This window comes from Burkholderia sp. BC1 (assembly GCF_052683555.1).
Genome location: NZ_JBQYLP010000081.1, coordinates 1 through 22,066, shown reverse-complemented (window position 1 = coordinate 22,066; position 22,066 = coordinate 1). Strand labels below are relative to the sequence as shown.

Below are 22,066 nucleotides of genomic sequence, written 5' to 3'. Positions count from 1 at the left end.
GTGATGGTGTGGCGCGTGCGGAGGCTTCGCGAACCGATGCGGCGGCGCGCGACGGGCGGGCGCCCGCGCAACCGTAGCCGTGCACGCCGCACGCCGCGCTATCCGCGAGCGATGACAAAGCCATTTTCTCTACGGCAGCCGGCCCACCGACGCCGATTGCGCCGAGCGCGCGCCGGGCGATAGCGCGCGTGCTCGAGGCGCGCCGAGGCGTTCCTCTAATGCAGGTCCTTGACCTTGAAGTGAAGTTCAAGCCTAGAGTGCCGGCTGAGGGTCTTTGAGCCGGCGGGCTTGCGGTGTAGCGCCTGCCGCGACGAATCAGCGAGGAGAGGCAGGACATGGACATGCGCACCGGCACCACGCCAGTCGAACTCGGCTCGCCCACGGCCGACGTGCCCGCAGGCGGCTACTACGACCGCTTCCGGATGAATCCCGATCTCGACGGGGTCGCGCGCGACCCGGCCGCCGGCAATGTCGACTTCTTCCGGCGCATGCCAAAGCGCATCGTGGAATCGTCGGTCGGCGCCATCCGGGCGCCGAATTTCTACTACCGTTCCGGCAGCGTGCAGCTGCTGTTCGTCGCGCCGTTCGCAGTGCTGAGCGCGCGTTATCCCATCGTGTCGCCAAGGAATCATCGATGACCCAATCCTCCTACGACCTCGTGGTGTTCGGCGCGACGAGCTTCGTCGGCCAGATCCTCACGCGCCATCTGGCCGAACATCTCTCGAGCGGCGCCGACACGCTGCGCTGGGCGATTGCCGGCCGCTCCGAAGCGAAGCTTGCGCAGCTGCGCGATTCGCTCGGCGACGCGGCGCGCACGCTGCCGATCCTCGTCGCCGACGCGTCCGACGACGTGCAACTGCAGGCGCTCTGCGCGCAGACGCGCGTCGTCGTGTCGACCGTCGGCCCGTATGCGCTGTACGGCGAGCCGCTCGTGCGCGCCTGCGCGCAAAGCGGCACCGACTATTGCGATCTGACGGGCGAGACGCAGTGGATCAAGCGCATGATCGACCGATACGAAGCAGCGGCCACGCAGTCGGGTGCGCGCATCGTGCATTGTTGCGGCTTCGATTCGATTCCGTCGGATCTTGGCGTGTACGTCCTTCAGCAACACGCGCTGCACGAATGGGGCGCGCCGGCCGAGCACGTGACGATGCGCGTCAAGACCTTGAAGGGCGGCGCGTCGGGCGGAACGGTCGCGAGCATGATCAATGTCGTTCGCGAGGCCGCGGCCGATCCGGCGCTGCGCCGCATGCTGCTCGATCCGTATGCGTTGTGCCCGCGCGATCATCGCTTCACGGTGCGTCAGCATGCGGTTCGGTCGGCCGAATTCGATCGCGACTGCGACGCGTGGATCGCACCGTTCGTGATGGCGGCCGTCAACGAGCGCGTCGTGCACCGTTCGAACGCGCTGGCCGGCGACGCATACGGCAGCGGCTTCCGCTACGACGAAGCGATCGTGATGGGGCGCGGCATCCGCGGCAGCGTCGTTGCGCGGGCGACCGTCGTCGCGCTCGGCGCATTCATGGCCGGCGTGCTCGTGAAGCCCGTGCGCAGCGCGATGGAGCGTTTCCTGCTACCGAAGCCCGGCGAAGGGCCGAGCCTCGCCGCGCAGCGCGCGGGCAGCTTCGATCTGCGCTTCTTCGGTCACGCACCGGACGGGCGGATCGTGCGCCTGAAGGTGACCGGCGATCGCGATCCCGGTTACGGGTCGACGGGCAAGATGCTCGGGCAAGCGGCGATCTGTCTCGCGCTCGACTGCCGCGCAGGCAGCGACGGCACGCGCGGCGGCGGGTTCTGGACGCCCGCGACGATGTTCGGCGAGCGTCTCGTCGAACGGCTCGTCCGGCATGCGGGCCTGCGTTTCGACGCGATCTGAGCCGATTCCGCAACGACGTGTGCGGTGCCGATGCGGCACCGCCGCGCACCGCCGCGCACCGCCGCGACGCGTCGCGAAATCGCCGGCCGATGCGGCACCGCCCGGCCGGCGCATGCGATGCGTTGCGTTTCGTTGCGTTGTGCGCGCGCTGACGGCTACAGCAGCGCCGCGACCTGCTCGGCCGTCGCCTTCGCCGACTGCGGATTCTGTCCCGTCACGAGCCGCCCGTCGACGACGACGTTCGACGTAAACGGCAGCAGCGCCTTCTCATAGCGCGCGCCGCGCCGTTTCATCTCCTCTTCGACGTTGTACGGCACCTTGTTCGCGACGCCGGCCAGCACCTCCTCGATCCACGCGTAGCCCGTGAGCCGGCGTCCGGTCACGAGCAGCGACCCGTCGGACAAGCGCGTGTTCAACAGCCCGCAATAGCCGTGGCAGACCGCCGCGACGATGCCGCCGCGTTCGTAGATTTCTCGCGTGAGCCGCTGCAGCCCTGCATCGTCGGGGAAGTCCCACATCACGCCGTGACCGCCGGTGAAGTAGATCGCATCGAACGCGGCCGCGTCGATGTCGTCGGGGCGTGCGGTGTTGGCGAGCAGCGTCTGATGGGCCGGATCGGCGCGCCATGCTTTCGCGGCCGCGTCCGCGTGCGGCCATTTGAGCGAACGCGGCTCGAGCGGCGACACGCCGCCTTTCGGACTGACGAGCTGCTGCGTGTATCCGCGCGCGGCGAAGATGTCGTACGCGTGCGTCAGTTCGGCGAGCCACAGGCCGGTCGGCTGCGACGGGTCGGCGTAATGCGCGATGTTCGTGACGACGTGGAGGATGCGTCGGGTCATGTTCGGTAGTCCTGTCGCGATCGGCCACGGGCCGTCGCGGATCGCGCGACGCGGTTTGCCGCAGGGCAGGGCGCGTACCGGTGGCCTCGGTACGCGTGCGGACCTTAACCATAACCTTCAAGCGAAGTTCAAGGTCAAGCGGTTTGCGCGGCTGCGGTCGATGCGTCGTTGGCCATGTAAGGCCGAGCGATCGCGTCGTGTCTCGGCGTGCTCGGTGAGGCGTTGCATGCTGCGCGTTTCACCGGTGGCGACGTGACGTGCGTTTTTGAAAGTCGAAGTTACGGATCAAAATGAGGTCGTTATGATAAGAATACTTATCCCGATGAATGCGAATATCGGCGTGACGCGCCCGCCATGTTCGGGAAAATTTCGCGTCGGCGCGGCAGCGCATCGGCTGCGGTGCCGCACCGGCGCATACGCAGGAACGTCAGGGACGTCACGCGACGGTCCCGATCGCGATTCCCGCGCGCCGCGCATCATTCCGCAAACAGATCCGGCCCGAACACCTCGTAATGAATCCGCGCTTCCGGAATGTCGAGCCGTTTCAACGCATCGTGCTGCAGCCGCATGAACGGCACGGGCCCGCAGATGTAGTAATCGGCGTCCGGCAGCAGGATCGCATCCTTGATCGCATTCACGTCGACGAGGCCCGCATGGTCGTAGTCGCGCCCGGGGAGGTCCTGCGGAAGTGGATCGTCGTAGAACACGATCAGACTGAAATTCGTATGCGTGCGCGCGGTTTCGCGCAGCCGGTCGCGCATCGCGTGCACGCCGCTGTTGCGCGCACCGTGGACGAACACGACCTGCCGCTTCGGATCCTGGATCGCGCGCTTGAGCATGCTGATCATCGGCGTGAGCCCGACGCCGCCGCTGATCAGCACGATCGGCGTGCTCGCATCGACGTCGATATGGAAGCAGCCGTAAGGCGCGGCGAGGCGGATCTCGTCGCCGACGTTGACGTGATTGTGCAGCAGGCACGACACATGGCCGGGCGGATAGGGGCCGCCGCCTTCGCGCTTCACCGAAATCCGGTACGTGCGGCCGTTCGGCATGTCGGACAGGCTGTACTGGCGGATCTGCTGCAGGCCGAGCGTCGGCACGTCGACCGCCACGCTCACGTATTGACCGGGCTCGAAATTGGCGACCGGCCGGCCGTCGGCCGGCTCCAGCACGAACGACGTGATCACGCTGCTTTCCGGCCGCTTGTCGCGGACGATGAAGCTCCGCCAGCCGGTCCAGCCGCCGACGCGCGTCGCCGACTGCTCGTACAGCCCGCTTTCCATCCCGGCGAGCAGATCGGCGAGGTTGCCGTACGCCTGCGCCCACGCGGAGATGATCTCGTCGGTGGCCGCATCGCCGAGCGTCTCCTTGATCGCGCCGAGCAGATGCTCACCGACGATCGGATAGTGTTCGGGACGCACGCCGAGACTCGCGTGCTTGTTCGCGATGTTCTTCAGCACGGCCGCGAGGCTACCCGGATCCTCGATGTTTTCCGCATACGCGTACACCGCGCGCGCAAGCGCCTGCTGCTGCTGGCCCTGTTCCTTGTGCGTCATGTTGAACACGTTTTTCAGTTCCGGGTGCGCGTCGAACAGGCGCCGGTAGAAGCACTGGATGATGTCGTAGCCGTGTTGCGCCAGCACGGGGGCCGTCGCCTTGACGATGTCCTTCGTTTGCTGCGTCAGCATGAGCGAACTCCTTTCAAGTGGCAGGGAAGCGGCTTGGGGAAGCCGGTGCGGCTAGGTGCGCTCGGCGAGCACTTCGTCGGCAAGCGTCGCGACTTCGTCGACGGTTACGTCGTCGACGAAGCTGTCGTCGTGCGCGCAGCGCGACGTCAAATTCGGCTCGCCGCAGACCGGGCAGACGATGCGCGCCGACACCGCCGCGCGACAGCGGCCCTGCGCAAGCGGCAAGGCCTGCAGCGCATTGGTGAACCAGAATATGCCGACGCACGGCGTGCCGAGCGCGGCCGCGAGATGCAGCGGCCCCGTGTCGTTCGACAGCATCAGCGCCGCGTGTTCGAGCAGCGCCGCGAGGCCGCCGATGTCGAGCGCGCCGGCCAGATCGAGCGCGGGCGCGTGCATCGCGTCGAGCACCGCGCGCACGAGCGGCCGCTCCTGCGCGGTGCCGACCACCGCGATGCGCAGTCCGCGCGCCGCGAGTCGGTCGGCGACCGCCGCGAAATGCCGCGGCGACCAGCGCCGCCGCGGATCGCGTGCGGACGGCTGCACGACGACGAGCTCGTGCAGCTGCGCCGCGATGTCGGGCGGCAGTGCCGCGCGCATCGCGTGGCGGTCGCGCTCGATCACGGCGAGGTCGGGGCCGGCCGGCCACAGCGTCGCGCCGGCCAGGCTCACGATCTCGAGCGCGAGCAGGCGCCGGTTCTGCCAGCGGCCGTAGGGCGTCCAGCGATCGAGCGGCGGCGCGCCCGGCGCGCACGCGCCGACGGCGATCCGTGCACCGAGCGCGCGCGTGAACGGATTGGCCTGCGCGCCGCCGCCGTACAGCTGCACCGCGACATCGAACGGCGGATCGTCGGCACGCACGCGAAACATCCGGTCAATGGGCGGCGCGTCGGGCGGCAGCGGGCGGCCCGGATCGACGGCGGCCGGCCGGACGCGCACCACGTCGATCGGGCCCGGCCGATCGCGGAAGAACGACGCATGCCAGTCGAGCCCGACATAGACGATGCACGCGTCGCGGTAGGCGACGCGCAAGGCGCGCAGCGCCGGCAGCGTCATCATTGTGTCGCCGAGCGCGTCCGGGCCGACCACCGCGATCGACCGGACGTCGCCGATATGTCCGTCAACGGATCGCATGAGCGGCTTCGTCGATCAGGTGCGCGAGCACGAACGGCGCATCGACGTCCCGCTCGCGCACGGTCGTCGGCAGTTCCGCGTGATACGCGCCGGACGGAAACAGGCCGCAGCCGCCGAAGCGCGCCATCACGCGCAGTTGCGCCAGCACGTCCTCGCCGCAATGCCGCGCCGGCAGTGCGCGCCAGAATTCGAAGCCGCCGCTCGCACGCAGCTTCGCGGTATCGAACAGCACGCAGCCGCCGACCCAGGCGACGCGGTAGACGCGCGACGCGTTGCGCGGCACGCGCAGCCGGCATTGCGCGTGGTACAGATTCGCTGCGCTGTGCAGATGATGACGCGCCCATTCGGGACCGCCGGGCACGAGCACCTCGGGCCTCACGCGACCGTCCCAGAACTCGACGTGCTGATGGTGCGCGCGCACGTCGCCGATATGGCTGAGCCCGTGCAGCGCGGAGCCGACGAAGCCGCACCGCTGCGTGTCGAGCGCGTGCACGAGGCGCGCGACGAGATCGGCTTCGAGAATCACGTCGTCGTCGACGAACAGGCAGCGCGGCGCACGCGCATGCGCCAGCAGGAACGCGCGCTGTTCGGCGAGCCCGATCGCCGGCACGTGGCGCTCGAGCTGCACGTCGACGCCCTGTGCGCCGGCGAAGCGCACGGCGGCACGCAGCAGCGCATCGTCGGCAGCCGCGACCGCCGATTGATCGGAGACGACGACGCGCAACGGCCGGTGCGTTTGCAGCGCGACAGTCGTCAGCGTCAAAGCAAGCGCGTGCGGGCGGTCGCAGGTCGGAATCAGCACGTCGACGGCGTGCGATGCCGGCCGTGTCGGCGATGGGCGGGCGATCGTGTCGTGCGTGTCGTCCGCGCCGTGCACTGCGTGGCGCGACGCGGCTGCGTGCGCGTCGGCGGCCGAGCCGCGTGGCACACCGGGAGGCGGGCCCGGCGGCGTCGGCGGCGCATCGGGCGGGACGTCCATCGGCGGCGTCGGCGGCATGTCGGGCGGGACATCGGTCGGCCGTGTCGGCGGCGGGTCGTCGGGTGCGGCCGGTTCGGGCGCTTCGTCACGCGTCGGCTCGGCCGGTGCAGCAGTCGGTGCTGCAGCCGAGGCGACCGGTCCCGCGTTCGCGGCCGCCGTATCGTTCGCGACTTGGCCGCCCAGATACGGATTCAGCGCCGGATCGTTGTACATCTTGAACTGCCGATACACCTTGAAGCGCGCCGTGCCGGCCGCCGCGTCGGCGAGCAGCGCATCGAGGCACGCGGCGAGATCGGTGCGCTGCTCGCGCAGGCGTTCGAGTTTCGCGCGGCACGATGCGCGATGCGCGGCGTCGACATCGTCCCGCGCGACGTGCAGCCCCATGTGGTGAATCTTCAGCGCGAGGATCGACAGCCGGTCGATGATCGAGCCGGCCGTTTCGCTGTTGAGCCGCGCATCCGCGTGTGCGGGCGGCAGCGCGGCGAGCAGCACCTCGTCGAGCGCCTCGACCGCGTCGTTGCGTTGCTGGTTCAGCCGATCGATCGCGCGCTTGTTCTCGACGATCGCGCGATCGGCCACGTCGCGGCGCCGCGCTTCGTCCTCGTGGCGCCACAGCGACGCATTGCAGTCGTGATTGCGATGGATCTGCCGCCACGCGGGACCGACGTCGTCGATGGTCGCACCGCAGTCGTCGACGCGCGCGAGCAGCGCCGCATCGTGGAAGTACGTGATGTCGGCGGCATGGATCGGTTGCATCGGCCTCTCCTCAATCGGTTCGGACGCGCGGCGCTAGCGCGCGGACACGTCGTCGCGCGGCGGCGACAGCGCGGCCGCCGCGTGTGCGCGCGCATCGCGCGACAGCAGCATGCAGCCCGCTTCGAGCACGTCGTTTGCGCGCGTCGCGTCCGGGTCGCGCACGCACACGTGGCGATTGCGGTCGAGCGGCGCCCAGCGCTCGGGGTCCGCGCGGCCGAACACGACGACGCTCGGCACGCGCAGCGCGGCCGCGAGATGCGACACGCCGGTGTCGTTGCAGAGCAGGAGCCGCGCACGCGCGATCAGCGCGGCCATCGCGCCGATCGACAGCCCGCAGGTCGCGTCGATCGTGTCGCCGCCCGTGCGCGCGGCGACATGACGCGCGAGCGGCTGCTCGGCCGCGGACCCGGTCAGCACGATCGTCAGCCCGTGACACGCGGCGAGATGGCGCGCGACGTGCGCGAACGCGTCGGGCGGCCAGCGCTTGTGTGCGGCGCTCGCGCCCGGATGCACGCAGAGCAGCGGCCGGTTGCCGAGTCGCGCGAGCAGCCCGCTGTCGCGCAGCTCCGCGTGGTCGGCCGGCGTCAGCGGAAATTCGAGGTGCGATGCGTCGGTCGACGGTGTCGCTGCGCCGAGTGCACGTACGAGCTGCAGCAGGCGCAGCGGCTCGGGGCCGCGGTCCGGATAGGGCAGCCACGCACGCGTCGCGGGCACGGCATCGGTGCGCGTGAAGCCCGCGACGGCCCGCGCGCCAAAACGGCCGACGATCGCGTTCGTCACGCGGCCGTCGCCGTGCATCTGGATCGCGAGATCGGGTTGCCAGCGCGCGAGCGTCGCGCCGAAGTCCGCGCGTGCCGCGTCGTCGACGGTGTGCTCCGGCAGCCGCGCATCGCCGGGAAAAACCGCGATGTCGTCGACGTAGCGATCGTAGCGGCGCATCCACTGCGCGGCCGACGGCAGCGTGACGAGCCCGATCGCGGCCGCCGGCTGCGCGTCGCGCAGCGCGCGCAAGGCGGGGACGGCGCACAGCATGTCGCCGAGCCGCAGCGCACGGAACACGACGATCGAGCGCAGCGGGCGCGCGAGCGGCGGTGTATCGGCGATGCGCTGCTGCATCGACGCGGCAAACGGGATCACGGACATGACGGACGCGGTTAGCAAGCGCCGCAGGCGGGCGCGACGGCGTGCGGGCCCGCATCGGCCGTACCTGCCTCGCGGGCCGCGCGCCGCGCGGCGCCGGCATGCGCGAGCGGCACGCCGTGCAGCGGCCGTGCCACGCGCGCGCGTGCGCGCGGCGCGGATGCCGCGCTGCGTCGACACCTTTCTACAATCGCGCGGACAGGTTCTACACGTGCGCGAACGGCCGAACGACGCGCGCGGGGAGGCGATTACGAGCGACGACGCATTTGTCCGACGACAGCGCGCGCGCATGGCGGTGTAGCGGGGACGGAACTTGCTGATCGGTCGTATCCACCGCGATCCCCGCGGTGCGGGCAAGCGCCGACGTCTTCGGCCGGCATCCCGCGCGCGCTGTGCGCTGGCGCGTGCGCGCGACGGCGTGCCGATCGCGCGTCGGCGCGCGGAGCGCGCACATGGACACGATGCCGATCGTTCTTCAATGGGGCGACATCCTCGCCCGCGTCGCACTGTCGCTGATCGCCGGCGCGCTGATCGGCTTCGATCGCAGCGAGGCCGGCAAGACGGCCGGCCTGCGCACGGCGATGCTCGTCTGCGCCGCCGCGTGCCTGGCGATGCTCCAGGTGAATGCGCTGCTCGGGCAGAGCGGCAAGACGCCGCAAAGCTTCGCGCAGCTCGACCTGATGCGGCTGCCGCTCGGGATCCTGACCGGCATGGGCTTCATCGGCGGCGGCGCGATCCTGCATCGCGACGGGCTCGTCACGGGCGTGACGACGGCCGCGACGCTGTGGTTCGTCACGGTGATCGGGCTTTGCATCGGCGGCGGGCAATTGCAGCTGGGCGCGCTCGGGCTCGCGGTCGGGCTCGTCGTCATATGGCCGCTGCGGCACGTCGAGCAGCGGCTGCGGCGCACGCGCACCGCGCTCGTGACGGTCGAATACGAGATCGCGTCGACGAGCCGCGACCGCCTGCTCGCGCTGATGCGCGAGGCGGGCTTCAAGTGCCGCGTGCGCGCGTTTCACGAAGCGGCGACGCAGTCGCTGCGCGAGGAAACCTTCGTCGTGCAATGGCGCGAAACGCCCGACAACGACGCGATGGTGCACCGGCTCACCGGCATGGCCGGCCCCGCCGGCCTGAAGTCGATCCGCTGTTCGGCGGAGAACTGACGCGCGCCGGCGCGCGAATCGCGCGCGGAACGCCCGATGCTCGTTCGCCGCACCGCGCTTTGCGGTTTACCGGTTTTGGAAGGAGTGAACCATGACGAAAGTGGCTGATGTAATGACGCGCGACGCCGCGACGATCGGGCCGACGCAGACGCTGCGCGATGCGGCGAAGCTGATGGACGACCTGAACGTCGGCGCGCTGCCGGTGTGCGACGGAACGCGGCTGATCGGGATGCTGACCGACCGCGACATCGTCGTGCGGGCGGTGTCGATGGGCGTGCCGCCCGACGAGTCGATCGAGGGCGTCGTCAGCGGACCCGCGAACTGGTGCTACGAGGACGACGACATCGCGGAGGTCCAGAAGAAGATGGAGGACGCGCAGATCCGTCGCGTGCCGGTGGTCGACCGCGAGAAGCGGCTGGTCGGCATCGTCGCGCTCGGCGATCTCGCGACCTCGGCCGACGGCGGCATGTCGTCGACGCTCGGTGCCGTCTCGTCGCCGTCGCGGCCGGAGCGCTGATGGCGGCCCCGCGCAAGGCCCGGCGCACGGGCAGCAAACGCATCGATCATCGGGAGAACGTGATGGACGATCAGCAGAACGTGAAGAACGGCGACAGGGAAGCGCAGATCAGGGAACGCGCGTACCGTCTCTGGCAGGACGCCGGCTCGCCGGACGGCAACGCGGAAGCGTACTGGCTGATGGCCGAGCGGCAGCTCGACGCGGAGGGCGGCGCGACGGCCGCAACCGAGCCGCCGCTCGAGCAGTCGACGAAACGCCGGATTCCGGGCGAGCCGCTGCAGGAGGACGAGACCGCGCTGTCCGACGAGCTCGCGCACGACCGGCGGCGCACCTGAACGACGACGGCCGCAGCGCGTCGGCGTGCGGCCGGCGCGCGTGCGCGCGTCGTCATGGAGATTCGACATGACGGCTCATGCAGGCGAAAAAGCGGAGAAGACGGGCGACTTCCGCTGCGAGAAGTGCCATCGTTCGACGCACGTGCGTCAGGGCGAGCGGATTCCGAAGTGTCCGCATTGCGGCAACGACACGTACGGCGAGCGCACGCGCGAGCCCGGCAACAAGGGGTAAGGGACCGGCGACGTGCCACGCGCGATGTGCGAGCGGGGCGCCGTGCAGCGGGTGCCATGCAACGGGCGACGTGCAACGCGCGCCGCGTGGGCGCGCCGTGCACACAGACGCCGTGCCGCGAGCACCGCGCGGCGACGCTAGCCGTCTTCGCCGACTTCCGTCGGATCCGGCAATTCGGGCAGATCGTCGTTGCGCTCGGGCGCGGGCGGTTCGGGCGGCCGGCCGGTATCGTCGTGTTCCTGCGGCGGGGTCGGGGTGCCGGTCATGATCGTCCTCCGTGATGATTGCGGCCGCGGAATCGGCCGTTACGATGGACGAGCATCGCGCGTGCCGCATGCGCCGCACACGGTACGCAGCAGCACGCGGCCGCTACAAGCGCTCACAGCTCCGGCTGTCCGTCGACTTGCGGCAGCGGCGGAACGGGCGACGCGGCCGGCACGGGCGCCACGGATGTGACGGAAGCGACGGATGCCGCGGGCGCCAGCGGCGCCGGCGCATGCACGGGGTCGCTGTCGTCGATCGCGCGGTGCAGCGCGGCCGGATCGACCGGCTTCACGAGATGATGACGGAATCCCGCTTCGAGACAGCGTTCGCGATCGGCAATCCGGCCGTAGCCGGTCAGCGCGAGGAACGTGCAGGGCTTGTCGGTCTCGATGGCCTTCAGCCGCCGGATCAGCTCATAGCCGTCCATGACGGGCAGCCCGATATCGAGGATCGCGACGTCGGGCTCGTGCGAGCGGAACGCGCCGAGCGCCGACAGCGGGTCGTGCACGACCGCGACGTCGTGCCCCGCGTCGCGCAGCCATTGTGCGAGCGTCGCGGCCGCGTCCTCGTTGTCGTCGACGAGCAGCACGCGGCGGCGCGTGCCGACCGGCACCGCGGCGGGCCGATGCTCGGGTTCGCGCGCGTCGGCGTCGAGCGCGGTCGGCCGGTATTCGGGCAGCGTCACCGTGAACGTGCTGCCGAGGCCGGGCCCTGCGCTGTCCGCGCGGACGGTCCCGCCGTGCAGCATCACGAAGCTCTTCACGAGCGCGAGACCGATGCCGAGGCCGCCGTCCATGCGTCCCGGCTCGCCGCCGAGCCGGAAAAACGGTTCGAAGATGCTGTCGAGCCGGTCCGGCGGAATGCCGGCGCCGCTGTCGCGCACTTCGATGACGATCGTGTCGCCGTCGCTGCGCGCGACGTGCAGCCCGATGTCGCCGCCCGGCGCCGTGTATTTCGCCGCGTTGGTCAGCAGGTTCGCGACGACCTGCGACAGCCGCACCGGATCGCCGTGGCAGCGGACGTCCGCATCGATGTCGACGTGCAGCCGATGGCGGCGCTGTTCGAGCAGCGGGCTCGCGACTTCGACCGCGCGATCGACGATGTCGCCGATCCGCACCGCTTCCTTCTTCAGCTCGATCTTGCCGCGCGTGATGCGCGACACGTCGAGCAGATCGTCGATCAGCCGCACCATGTGATCGAGCTGCCGCTGGATGATCGCGATCTCGTTCGGCGTCGCGTGGCCTTCGCGGCTGCGCACGAGCTCGAGCGCGAGCGAGATCGGCGTCAGCGGATTGCGCAGTTCGTGGCCGAGCACGGCGAGGAACTGGTCCTTCGCGTGATTGGCGTCGCGCAGTTCGGCGAGCAGCCGGTCGCGCTCCGCGTTCGCCGCCTGCAGCTTTTCGCGCGCGGCGACGTGCTCGGTCACTTCGACCGCGCTGACGATTACGCCGATGCCGTCGGCTTGCGGCTGCGGGTTGAAATGCAGCCGATAGACGCGCGCGCCCTCGGGCGTCGCGCGGTCGCGATGTTCGCCGATCGTCGTCGACACGCCGTGCGCGCGCGCATCGTCGAGCGCGCGCGTGACGGCCGGCGAGTCCGCGCCGGGCATCACGGCCGCGAGCGGCCGGCCGACGATGTCGGTGCGTCCGCACATCGCCGAAAACCGGTGGTTCGCGAGCACAATGCGGTGTTCGGGGCCGGCGAGCAACGCGATCGGCAGCGGCGCGTGCATCAGCACGCCGTTGCGCTGGCGCTCGGCGTCCTCGCGGCGGCGGATCTCGGCGCCGAGTGCGCGCGAGCGCTGCTGCGACAGCGCGAGCGTCAGATGCAGCTCGCGCTCGTCGTTGCGCAGCGACGCGGCCGGCAGCACGCGCCGGTGCAGCGCACAGACGTGGCGAAACAGCGTCGATTGCTCGGCGCCCGGAAACGCGTCGTGCGGATAGCCGCAATAGAGCGAGAAGCGGTGCCGCTCGATCAGCTCGTTCCAGAGCGCCTCGAGCCGCAGCGCGGCGTCCGGCTGGCCGCGCGCGCAGAGCACGGCGACCATTTCACCGAACGCATGCACGGGCCGGCCCGCGGCGATCGCGGCTTCAACGATCGCGCCGACCGAGCGCAGAAAACGATCGCGATCGGGCATGTCGCCGTCCATGAAGCGCGCGAGCAGCGCTTCCGCATCCGACACGAACACGCGCCGGCGTGCTGGCTCGCCAATCGCGGCGACCAGCGCGCCGAGCCGCTCGACGACGTCGGCGAGGCGGTCGGCGCGCACGATCACGATCGCGCTGCCGCCGCTGCGCAGCGCGTCGCCGGCGAACGCGACGACCTCCGGCAGCAATTGCTCGACGGAATCGTAGAACTGGACGAAATGGTCGGCGCCGCTCGGCGCCGGTTCCAGCGGAGAAACCATTGTTGTATCTCGCTACGGGTTGCCGTGAAGCGTTGCGCACGGTGGTCGCCGTGGTACCGCGCGCGCTGCCGCATGGCTGTGCTCGTCCTCCCGGTCGTTGCGTGCGCCGCCGGAAGGCGATGCGCGCACGACACCGGACGAGTCGTTTCCTGTCGTTGCCCCAAACCACGGCAGTCTGACGATGCCGCAATGCGGTAGCCGGGCGTAGCAATGCGCGTGCCGCGCCCCGGCGCCCGCCCGGACGACCGCCTGGCCGTGCCGGACGGGGCAGCCGCGCCGCGCGCGAGTCGGCCCTCGTGCGTGCGGCGCGTGTAAATTCTGCATCGCGTGTAGCGGACGGACAAGCCGCGGCGCGTGCGGCGGCGTGCGCGGCGGGCCGGTCTGCGCGGATTCCCGCCAATTCATCGCATGGTCGCACGCCACCGGCGCACCCGCGTCGGAATGGCGCTTGCTCGCGGCGACGCTGCAGGCCGCCACGCCGTGGCGGCATACCGTTGCAGCCGCACCGACCGGAAAGGACCATGACGCAATCGAAACAACAGCAGGACCGCGACACGCGCGGCACGCGCCCCAGCACGCAGGACGAACAGCCGCTGCAGCCGGCCGAACCGCCGCACCGTCCGGAGGCGGGCCGCCCACCGGGCCATGCGCCGGGTGGCGGCGAGCTCGACGAAATTCCGGACGCCGACGTCGGCAAGGTCGCGCCCGACGATCCGCGCGAGACCGAGGTGCGCGACCCGGCCAACGACAAGCCGTGGCCCGAGGAGCACGACGGGCCCGACGATGCCGGCGACCGGCCGCGGCCGCTGTAGGGCGCACGCGCCCGGCCGGCATCCGGCCGGGCGGTAACCGAATCCCACCAGGCGTCGCGCGCGTGCCGCGGGCGCCGTCGATACGGCCGTTCCCGCGGAGCGGTCGATGGAGTCCCGATCATGTCATCCGATGAAATTTCCGAATCGCGGCGCAAATGGATGCAGGGCACGACCGCCGGGCTCGTGGCCGGCGTCGCGATGCCCGCCGTCGCGCAGACGGGCGCACCGTCCGCCGGCGATACCGCGCCGCGCGACCCGCGACCGCTGTATCCGCACGCGCCGTTTCCGGCGCAGCACCAGCCGTGGCCGGGCCTGGCAGGCCGCATGACGCCGCGCCCCGATCACGGCGAGCGCAGCTATCGCGGCAGCGGCCGGCTCGCCGGCCGCAAGGCGCTAATCACAGGCGGCGACTCGGGCATCGGCCGCGCCGTCGCGATCGCGTTCGCACGCGAAGGCGCGGACGTCGCGATCGTCTACTTGCCGGACGAGGAGCCCGATGCGCGCGAAGTCGTGCAGCTGATCCGCAGCGCGGGGCGCACGGCGGTGCCGCTGCCGGTCGACATCCGCAGCGAGGCCGCATGCAACCGGCTCGTCGAACAGGCCGCCACCGCGCTCGGCGGGCTCGACATCCTCGTGAACAATGCGGCGCGGCAGCAAAGCCACGCGTCGATCCTCGACATCAGCACCGAGCAGTTCGACTGGACGCTGCGCACGAACCTCTACGCGATGTTCTGGATCACGCGCGCGGCGATCCCGCGGATGCCGGCCGGCGCGGCGATCGTCAATACGACCTCGGTGAACGCCTACGATCCGTCCGCGAACCTGCTCGACTATGCGATGACGAAGGCCGCGATCGCGAATTTCACGAAGGGGCTGGCCAAGCAGATGATCGAGCGCGGGATACGCGTGAACGGCGTCGCGCTCGGGCCGTTCTGGACGCCGCTGCAGGTGACCGGCGGGCAGACCGAGCAGAACGTCGAGAAGTTCGGCGAGCAGGTGCCGATGGGCCGGCCGGGGCAGCCGGCCGAGATCGCGTCGATCTACGTCGAGCTCGCGTCGGCGCAGGCGAGCTACGTGACCGGGCAGATCTACGGCGCGTCGGGCGGCGCGGGGCAGCCGTGACGGCAGCCGTGAAGGCCGCCATGAATGCGGGCGTCTTGGAAAACTGTATGAATATACAGTATAGTATCCGTCGACATTGAGCCGTGCGCCGCGTCACGCGCGCGCGGCCGCGAGCGTGCGCCGCCGTCCGGCGCCGCGCACGCCGGCCAACTCTTTCCGACGGGTAATCCATTGTCCTCGAGCCACCTGATCCGCATTCGCGGCGCACGCCAGCACAACCTGAAGAATCTCGATCTCGACCTGCGTACGGGCGAGATGACGGTCGTCACGGGCCCGTCGGGCTCGGGCAAGTCGAGCCTCGTGTTCGACACGCTGTATGCCGAGGGGCAGCGGCGCTACGTCGAAACGTTCAGCGCGTATGCGCGGCAGTTTCTCGACCGGATGGACCGGCCGCAGGTCGACCGCGTCGACGGCGTGCCGCCCGCGATCGCGATCGACCAGACGAACCCGGTCCGCAGTTCGCGCTCGACGGTCGGCACGATGACCGAGCTCAACGATCACCTGAAGCTGCTGTATGCGCGCGCGGCCGAGCTGTTCGACCGCAAGACCGCGCGGCCGGTGCGGCACGACACGCCCGAGACGATCCATGCGGATCTGCTCGCGCGCACGGCGGAGCACGATCCGCGGCTCGCGATCACGTTTCCGGTCGAACTGCCCGATAGCGTGACCGACGAGGAAGTCGAGCAGTGGCTGTCGGCGAGCGGCTATACGCGCGTGCAGGCGCAGCGCGAGGTCGCGTCGCCGACGGGCCCGCGCAAGGTGCTCGACGTGGTGGCCGACCGCTTCCGCCTGCATCAGGTCGAGAAGGCGCGCGCGGTCGAGGCGATCGAGGCGTCGCTGAAGCGCGGCGGCGGGCGCGTGAACGTTTACGTGCTCGCGCAGGCGGCGGAAGGCGATGGCGCGGTCGCGCCGGAACCGGAGGTCTGGCGCTTTTCGACCGGGCTGCACGATCCGGAAAGCGATCTGCGCTATGCGGAGCCGCAGGCCGCGCTGTTCTCGTTCAACTCGGCCTACGGCGCATGCGAGACGTGCCGCGGCTTCGGCCGCGTGATCGGCGTCGATCTCGGCCTCGTGATTCCCGATGCGCGCAAGACGCTGCGCGGCGGCGCGATCAAGCCGATGCAGACGCCCGCGTGGAAGGAATGCCAGGACGACCTGATGCGCTACGCGGCGAAGGCCGGCATCCGGCGCGACGTGCCGTGGTCCGAACTCACGCCGGCCGAGCAGGACTGGGTGATCAACGGCTCGCCCGACTGGACCGGCAGCTGGCAGAGCCAGTGGTACGGCGTGCGGCGCTTCTTCGGCTATCTGGAGTCGAAGGCGTACAAGATGCACATCCGCGTGCTGCTGTCGAAGTACCGCAGCTACACGCCGTGCGAAACCTGCGGCGGCGCGCGGCTGAAGACCGAATCGCTGCTGTGGCGGCTCGGCTCGAAGGAGAACGCCGACGCGGTGCTCGCGCCGGCCGATCGTTTCATGCCGCACGGCGTCGACTGGAGCCGCGCGCAGCTCGAGGCGTTGCCGGGGCTCACCGTGCACGACCTGATGCTGCTGCCGATCGACCGCATCCGCCGCTTCTTCGATACGCTGACGCTGCCGAGCGCGTTGCTCGACGACGCGCTGAAGCTGCTGCTGGCCGAGGTGCGTATGCGGCTCAAGTATCTGTGCGACGTCGGGCTCGGCTATCTGACGCTCGACCGGCAAAGCCGCACGCTGTCCGGCGGCGAGGTGCAGCGCATCAACCTGACGACCGCGCTCGGCACGTCGCTGACCAAGACGCTGTTCGTGCTCGACGAGCCGAGCATCGGGCTGCATCCGCGCGACCTGAACCGGATCGTCGAGGCGATGCAGCGGCTGCGCGATGCCGGCAACACGCTGGTCGTCGTCGAACACGATCCGTCCGTGATGCTCGCGGCCGACCGGCTGATCGACATGGGCCCCGGACCCGGCGAGCGCGGCGGCACGATCGTCTACGACGGCACGCCGGCCGACGTGCGCGGCGCGGCCACGCTGACGGGCGAGTATCTCGGCGGCCGCCGGCAGGTCGCGCATGCGTCCCATTGGGCGCGCCGGCCGGTCGACGCGCAGACGCCGCGCATCGTGCTCGAAGGCGCGCGCGAGCACAACCTGCGCGACGTCACGGTCGAGATTCCGCTGCAGCGGCTCGTCTGCGTGACGGGCGTATCGGGGTCCGGCAAGTCGACGCTGATCCAGGACGTGCTGTATCCGGCGATCGCGCGCCAGCTCGGGCGCCCGACCGAATCGCCGGGCGCATACCGTGCGCTGTCGGGCGCCGAGCAGATCGGCGACGTCGTGTTCGTCGATCAGTCGCCGATCGGCAAGACGACACGGTCGAACCCGGCGAGCTACGTCGGCGCGTTCGACGAGATCCGCAAGCTGTTCGCGAAGGCGCCGCTCGCGCTGCAGCGCGGCTACGGCGCCGGCACGTTCAGCTTCAACTCGGGCGACGGGCGCTGCCCGACCTGCGGCGGCTCGGGCTTCGAGCACGTCGAGATGCAGTTTCTGAGCGACGTCTATCTGCGCTGCCCGGACTGCGATGGCCGGCGCTATCGCGCCGAAGTGCTCGAAGTGCGGATCGCCCGCGACGGCCGCGCGCTGAACATCGCCGACGTGCTCGACCTGACGGTCAGCGAGGCGGCCGCGTTCTTCGCGGGCGACGCGGACGTGCTGCGCGTGCTGCAGCCGATCGTCGACGTCGGCCTCGAATACGTGAAGCTCGGCCAGCCGGTGCCGACGCTGTCGGGCGGCGAAGCGCAGCGGCTCAAGCTCGCGGGCTTTCTCGCCGAATCGGCGGCGGCCGGCAACGGGCGGCGCGTGGTCACGCAGGAGGCGCGCGTCGCGCGATCGCGGCTCTTCATGTTCGACGAGCCGACCACCGGCCTGCACTTCGACGACATCGCGAAGCTGATGCAGGCGTTCGGCAAGCTGCTCGCGGCCGGCCATTCGCTGATCGTGATCGAGCACAACCTCGACGTGATCCGTGCGGCCGACTGGCTGATCGACCTCGGTCCGGAAGGCGGCGACGGCGGCGGCCTCGTGCTGTGTGCCGGTACGCCGGACGACGTGAAGGCGTGTGCCGGTTCGCATACCGGCGCGGCGCTGCGCGATTACGAGCGCGCGATGGATGCGTCGGCCGCCGAGCCGGCCGACGAAGGCGTGCCGCTGCAGGCCGCGCTCAACGCGGCACGTGCGCGGCGCGCGATCGAAGGCGAGGACGTCGTGCGCATCGTGAACGCGCGCGAGCACAACCTGAAGGCGCTCGACGTCGACATTCCGCACGGCAAGTTCAACGTGATTACCGGCGTGTCGGGGTCGGGCAAGTCGACGCTCGCGTTCGACATCCTGTTCCACGAAGGGCAGCGCCGTTATCTCGAGTCGCTGAATGCGTACGCGCGCTCGATCGTGCAGCCGGCCGGCCGCCCCGAAGTCGACGCGGTGTACGGCATTCCGCCGACCGTCGCGATCGAGCAGCGGCTGTCGCGCGGCGGCCGCAAGAGCACGGTCGCAACCACGTCCGAGGTGTGGCACTTCCTGCGGCTGCTGTACGTGAAGCTCGGCCTGCAGCACTGCGTGCACGACGGTACGCCGGTCGCGTCGCAGTCGGTCGAATCGATCGCCGCGCAGCTGCTGCGCGAGCATCGCGGCCAGCACGTCGGGCTGCTCGCGCCGCTCGTCGTGAACCGCAAGGGGCTGTATACCGATCTCGCAAAATGGGCGAAGGCGCGCGGTCACACGCATCTGCGCGTCGACGGCGAGTTCGTGCCGGTCGATCCGTGGCCGAAGCTCGATCGCTTCCGCGAACACACGATCGAACTGCCCGTCGCCGACCTCGTCGTGTCGCCGGACGACGAGGCCGAATTGCGGCAGCGTCTCGACGAGACGCTCGAGATCGGCAAGGGCGTAATGCATCTGCTTGTGCCGCTCGACGATCTGCATCACGCGATCGCCAACGGTCATTCCACCGCGCGGGTCGGCGACGTCAAGGTGCTGTCGGTCAAGCGCGCGTGCCCGGTGTGCGGCACGAGCTACCCGGAGCTCGACCCGCGGCTGTTCTCGTACAACAGCAAGCACGGCTGGTGTACGACCTGCGTCGGCACCGGGCTCGCGCTCACGCGCGAACAGCGCGCCGCGTACGACGACACGGTATTCGCCGAAGACGGCCGCGGCCGCGAACAGACGCTGCCGTCGGACGAGCAGGAACCGGAAGGCGTCGGCGAAGAGCCGTGCGCCGATTGCGGCGGCACGCGGCTGAACCCCACCGCGCGCGCGGTCACGTTCGACGGGCATCCGATCGTCGAGGTCGCGCAGTGGACGGTGTCCGATACGCGCCGCTGGATCGACGGGCTGCGGCTCGTCGGCCGCGACGCGCAGATCGCGCGCGACATCGTCAGCGAGATCGGTAGCCGGCTCGCGTTTCTCGAGGAGGTCGGGCTCGGCTATCTGAGCCTCGATCGCGCGGCGCCGAGCCTGTCGGGCGGCGAAGCGCAGCGCATCCGGCTCGCCGCGCAGCTCGGCAGCAATCTGCAGGGCGTGTGCTACGTGCTCGACGAGCCGACGATCGGCCTGCATCCGCGCGACAACCAGATCCTGCTGAATGCGCTGCGTCAGCTCGGCGACAAGGGCAATACGCTCGTCGTCGTCGAGCACGACGAGGACACGATCCGGCGCGCCGATCACATCATCGACATCGGGCCCGGCGCCGGCAAGCGCGGCGGCACGCTCGTCGCGCAGGGCAAGGTCGCCGATCTGGCCGCGCAGTCGTCGTCGCTGACGGGGCGCCTGCTCGCGCAGCCGATGGTCCATCCGCTGCAGCCGCGTCGACGCGTCGTCGCGCCGGGCCGCAGGAACGCCGAGGCGGTGCCCGGGCATTGGCTGACCGTGCATCGCGCGAACCTGCATAACCTGCGCGACGTGACGGTCGGCATTCCGCTCGCGCGGCTCGTCGCGGTGACGGGTGTCAGCGGGTCGGGCAAGTCGACGCTCGCGCGCGACGTGCTGATGACGAACCTGCTCGACGCGGTGGGCCGCTCGGTGCTGTCGTCACCGGCCGTGCGGCGCGCGCGCAAGAGCGCCGCGCAGGACGCGCCGGCCGCGAACCGCCGCGCGAGCGTGCTCGCGCGCAGTGCGCCGCGGCCCGCGCTGAACGTCGCGCACGTCTGGCAGGGGTGCGAGTCGATCGACGGCTGGCAGCATATCGACCGCGTGCTGGAAGTCGACCAGACGCCGATCGGTAAGACGCCGCGGTCCTGTCCCGCCACGTATATCGGCGTGTGGGACGCGATTCGCCGGCTTTTTGCCGACACGCTCGAAGCGCGTGCGCGCGGCTATACCGCGTCGCGGTTCTCGTTCAACACCGGCGACGGCCGCTGTCCGGCATGCGAAGGGCAGGGCGTGCGCACGATCGGGATGAGCTTCCTGCCGGACGTGAAGGTGCCGTGCGACGTGTGCCACGGGCAGCGCTTCAACCCTGAGACGCTCGCCGTCACGTGGCGCGGCCGGAACATCGGCGAGGTGCTGACGATGGAAATCGACGAGGCAGTCGAGTTCTTCGCGTCGATCACGACGATCGCGCATCCGCTGCAACTGATGAAGGACGTCGGGCTCGGCTATCTGACGCTCGGTCAGCCGTCGCCGACGCTGTCCGGCGGCGAGGCGCAGCGGATCAAGCTCGTGACCGAGCTCAGCAAGGTGCGCGACGACATCACGCGGCGCGGCCAGAAGGCGCCGCACACGCTGTACGTCCTGGACGAGCCGACGGTCGGCCTGCACATGGCCGACGTTGCGAAGCTGATTCGCGTGCTGCATCGGCTCGTCGACGGTGGGCATAGCGTCGTCGTGATCGAGCACGATCTCGACGTGATCGCCGAGGCGGACTGGATCATCGATCTCGGCCCGGAAGGCGGCGTCGGCGGCGGGACGATCGTCGCCGCTGCGCCGCCGGAGGCGCTCGTCGAGGTGGCCGCGAGCCATACAGGGCGCGCGCTTGCGCCCGTGCTCGCGCGCGAGCACGGGCAGGGGCAGCGGCACGATGAGTCGCGCGAGGTCGAGCGTGCGGACGAGGCGGGCGGGGACTGACGGCGTTGCGGCGCGGTGTGTCGATGCGGGTGTCGATGTCGGTTTCGGCATCGACATCGCATGACGTGCCGGCGCGCGAGTGCGGTTCACCTGCGCTGCGCCGTCGACGATCGAAAGCTGTACTTTTCGATCGTTCGTTTGCTTGCGATTAAGGAGACGTTAATCCGCGCCGGCCGCGCGGTTCGGCGTGCGCCAAAAAGAAAAACCCGCATGATGCGGGTTCAACGGAGTCCACGGTGCAATGGCGTCCGCACGGTATGCACACTGCACAGTCATCAATGAAGCCGCGCAGTCCCGCATCGGGCGGATTGTCTGTTCTGAATGCTTCGCACCATCGCGCCGCACTCCATGTATTGAAGTGCATCTTCCTCGTGCCAAGAACGGATGCCTTCAAGCGCCGTCTCGTCTCGTGTTCGAACGGCGCAACTTTTTGCGGAACCGCGGGACGAGCCCGTGTTCCGCTGTCGAACCCGTCGCGAACGCCGTGCGACGCAAACGTTTCACCGGCGGGTCGGCGCGTATCATAGCGCAGCGGAGAGACGCCTGACAATACGGATTCCGTGATGCCGACCTGTGCTTGTCGCGCAGTGTCGAGTGGTGCCGTTGCCAGTCGCTGCGTCGATGACGGTAAAAACAGGTCGATTAAATGCAAATCCTTCGCTAAGGAAACGCTGATCAATGGACCAACTTCCGAAGTTGCAGGCGAGAT

At 70.0% G+C, this 22,066-nt stretch carries 16 protein-coding genes and 1 pseudogene; 9 read left to right on the top strand and 8 right to left on the bottom strand.

Going from position 1 to position 22,066, the window contains the following annotated elements; translation table 11 throughout:
• Window positions 1-335: 335 nt before the first annotated feature.
• Window positions 336-614, top strand: a pseudogene (locus tag ACSHSS_RS26475) (hypothetical protein); the annotation flags it as partial.
• A 20-nt stretch (window positions 615-634) separates the two neighbouring features.
• Window positions 635-1,876, top strand: a complete 1,242-nt coding sequence (locus ACSHSS_RS26470) for a saccharopine dehydrogenase family protein (protein WP_006415153.1) — start codon at window positions 635-637, stop codon at window positions 1,874-1,876.
• Between the two features lie 155 nt (window positions 1,877-2,031).
• Here ACSHSS_RS26470 and ACSHSS_RS26465 read toward each other — a convergent pair whose 3' ends face one another.
• The 5 genes from ACSHSS_RS26465 to ACSHSS_RS26445 form a co-directional block, all read right to left on the bottom strand.
• The gene (locus tag ACSHSS_RS26465; RefSeq protein ID WP_006415147.1) at window positions 2,032-2,715 is read right to left on the bottom strand and encodes a type 1 glutamine amidotransferase domain-containing protein; all 684 of its coding nucleotides are present in this window, start codon (window positions 2,713-2,715) and stop codon (window positions 2,032-2,034) included.
• Window positions 2,716-3,191: 476 nt separating this feature from the next.
• Window positions 3,192-4,403 carry an NO-inducible flavohemoprotein gene (gene hmpA, locus ACSHSS_RS26460; RefSeq protein ID WP_006415150.1) on the bottom strand — a complete coding sequence of 404 codons (1,212 nt, stop codon included), beginning with the start codon at window positions 4,401-4,403 and terminating at the stop codon, window positions 3,192-3,194.
• A 51-nt stretch (window positions 4,404-4,454) separates the two neighbouring features.
• Window positions 4,455-5,534: a glycosyltransferase family 9 protein gene (locus ACSHSS_RS26455; protein ID WP_006415149.1), complete on the bottom strand. Its 1,080-nt coding sequence runs from the start codon at window positions 5,532-5,534 to the stop codon at window positions 4,455-4,457.
• Window positions 5,521-7,269: a DUF4254 domain-containing protein gene (locus tag ACSHSS_RS26450; protein ID WP_048995428.1), complete on the bottom strand. Its 1,749-nt coding sequence runs from the start codon at window positions 7,267-7,269 to the stop codon at window positions 5,521-5,523. The genes ACSHSS_RS26455 and ACSHSS_RS26450 overlap by 14 nt, the downstream gene beginning before the upstream one ends.
• A 33-nt stretch (window positions 7,270-7,302) precedes the next feature.
• A complete protein-coding gene (locus ACSHSS_RS26445) occupies window positions 7,303-8,412 on the bottom strand; it encodes a glycosyltransferase family 9 protein (RefSeq protein WP_006416235.1) in 1,110 nt (369 codons plus the stop codon).
• A gap of 449 nt (window positions 8,413-8,861) precedes the next feature.
• On the opposite strand from ACSHSS_RS26445, the gene ACSHSS_RS26440 reads away from it, so the two are divergent.
• The 4 genes from ACSHSS_RS26440 to ACSHSS_RS26425 all read left to right on the top strand — a co-directional run bounded on the left by ACSHSS_RS26440 (window position 8,862) and on the right by ACSHSS_RS26425 (window position 10,656).
• A complete protein-coding gene (locus tag ACSHSS_RS26440; protein WP_035957057.1) occupies window positions 8,862-9,572 on the top strand; it encodes an MgtC/SapB family protein in 711 nt (236 codons plus the stop codon).
• Window positions 9,573-9,663: 91 nt separating this feature from the next.
• Window positions 9,664-10,089: a CBS domain-containing protein gene (locus ACSHSS_RS26435; RefSeq protein ID WP_006399011.1), complete on the top strand. Its 426-nt coding sequence runs from the start codon at window positions 9,664-9,666 to the stop codon at window positions 10,087-10,089.
• Window positions 10,089-10,424 carry a DUF2934 domain-containing protein gene (locus ACSHSS_RS26430; protein WP_006413429.1) on the top strand — a complete coding sequence of 112 codons (336 nt, stop codon included), beginning with the start codon at window positions 10,089-10,091 and terminating at the stop codon, window positions 10,422-10,424. The genes ACSHSS_RS26435 and ACSHSS_RS26430 overlap by 1 nt, the downstream gene beginning before the upstream one ends.
• A 67-nt stretch (window positions 10,425-10,491) precedes the next feature.
• Entirely contained in the window at window positions 10,492-10,656 is a 165-nt protein-coding gene (locus ACSHSS_RS26425) for a zinc ribbon-containing protein (RefSeq protein WP_006413433.1), read from the top strand.
• Between the two features lie 137 nt (window positions 10,657-10,793).
• On the opposite strand, the gene ACSHSS_RS26420 is transcribed toward ACSHSS_RS26425, so the two are convergent.
• Both ACSHSS_RS26420 and ACSHSS_RS26415 read right to left on the bottom strand, forming a co-directional pair.
• Window positions 10,794-10,922 (bottom strand): hypothetical protein, encoded by a 129-nt coding sequence (locus tag ACSHSS_RS26420; RefSeq protein WP_006413432.1) that lies wholly within the window; start codon window positions 10,920-10,922, stop codon window positions 10,794-10,796.
• A 113-nt stretch (window positions 10,923-11,035) separates the two neighbouring features.
• Window positions 11,036-13,327, bottom strand: coding sequence for a hybrid sensor histidine kinase/response regulator (locus ACSHSS_RS26415; RefSeq protein WP_006413430.1), 2,292 nt, complete (start codon window positions 13,325-13,327; stop codon window positions 11,036-11,038).
• Window positions 13,328-13,848: 521 nt separating this feature from the next.
• Here ACSHSS_RS26415 and ACSHSS_RS26410 point away from each other — a divergent pair.
• From ACSHSS_RS26410 to uvrA, 3 genes are all read left to right on the top strand, one after another.
• A complete protein-coding gene (locus tag ACSHSS_RS26410) occupies window positions 13,849-14,139 on the top strand; it encodes a hypothetical protein (RefSeq protein ID WP_006413431.1) in 291 nt (96 codons plus the stop codon).
• 120 nt (window positions 14,140-14,259) lie between these two features.
• Window positions 14,260-15,261 (top strand): SDR family oxidoreductase, encoded by a 1,002-nt coding sequence (locus ACSHSS_RS26405; RefSeq protein ID WP_006413426.1) that lies wholly within the window; start codon window positions 14,260-14,262, stop codon window positions 15,259-15,261.
• 171 nt (window positions 15,262-15,432) lie between these two features.
• Window positions 15,433-21,357 (top strand): excinuclease ABC subunit UvrA, encoded by a 5,925-nt coding sequence (gene uvrA / locus ACSHSS_RS26400; RefSeq protein ID WP_048995733.1) that lies wholly within the window; start codon window positions 15,433-15,435, stop codon window positions 21,355-21,357.
• A gap of 148 nt (window positions 21,358-21,505) precedes the next feature.
• Here uvrA and ACSHSS_RS26395 read toward each other — a convergent pair.
• A partial coding sequence (locus tag ACSHSS_RS26395; RefSeq protein ID WP_445545729.1) for a hypothetical protein occupies window positions 21,506-22,066 on the bottom strand: 561 nt, incomplete at its 5' end.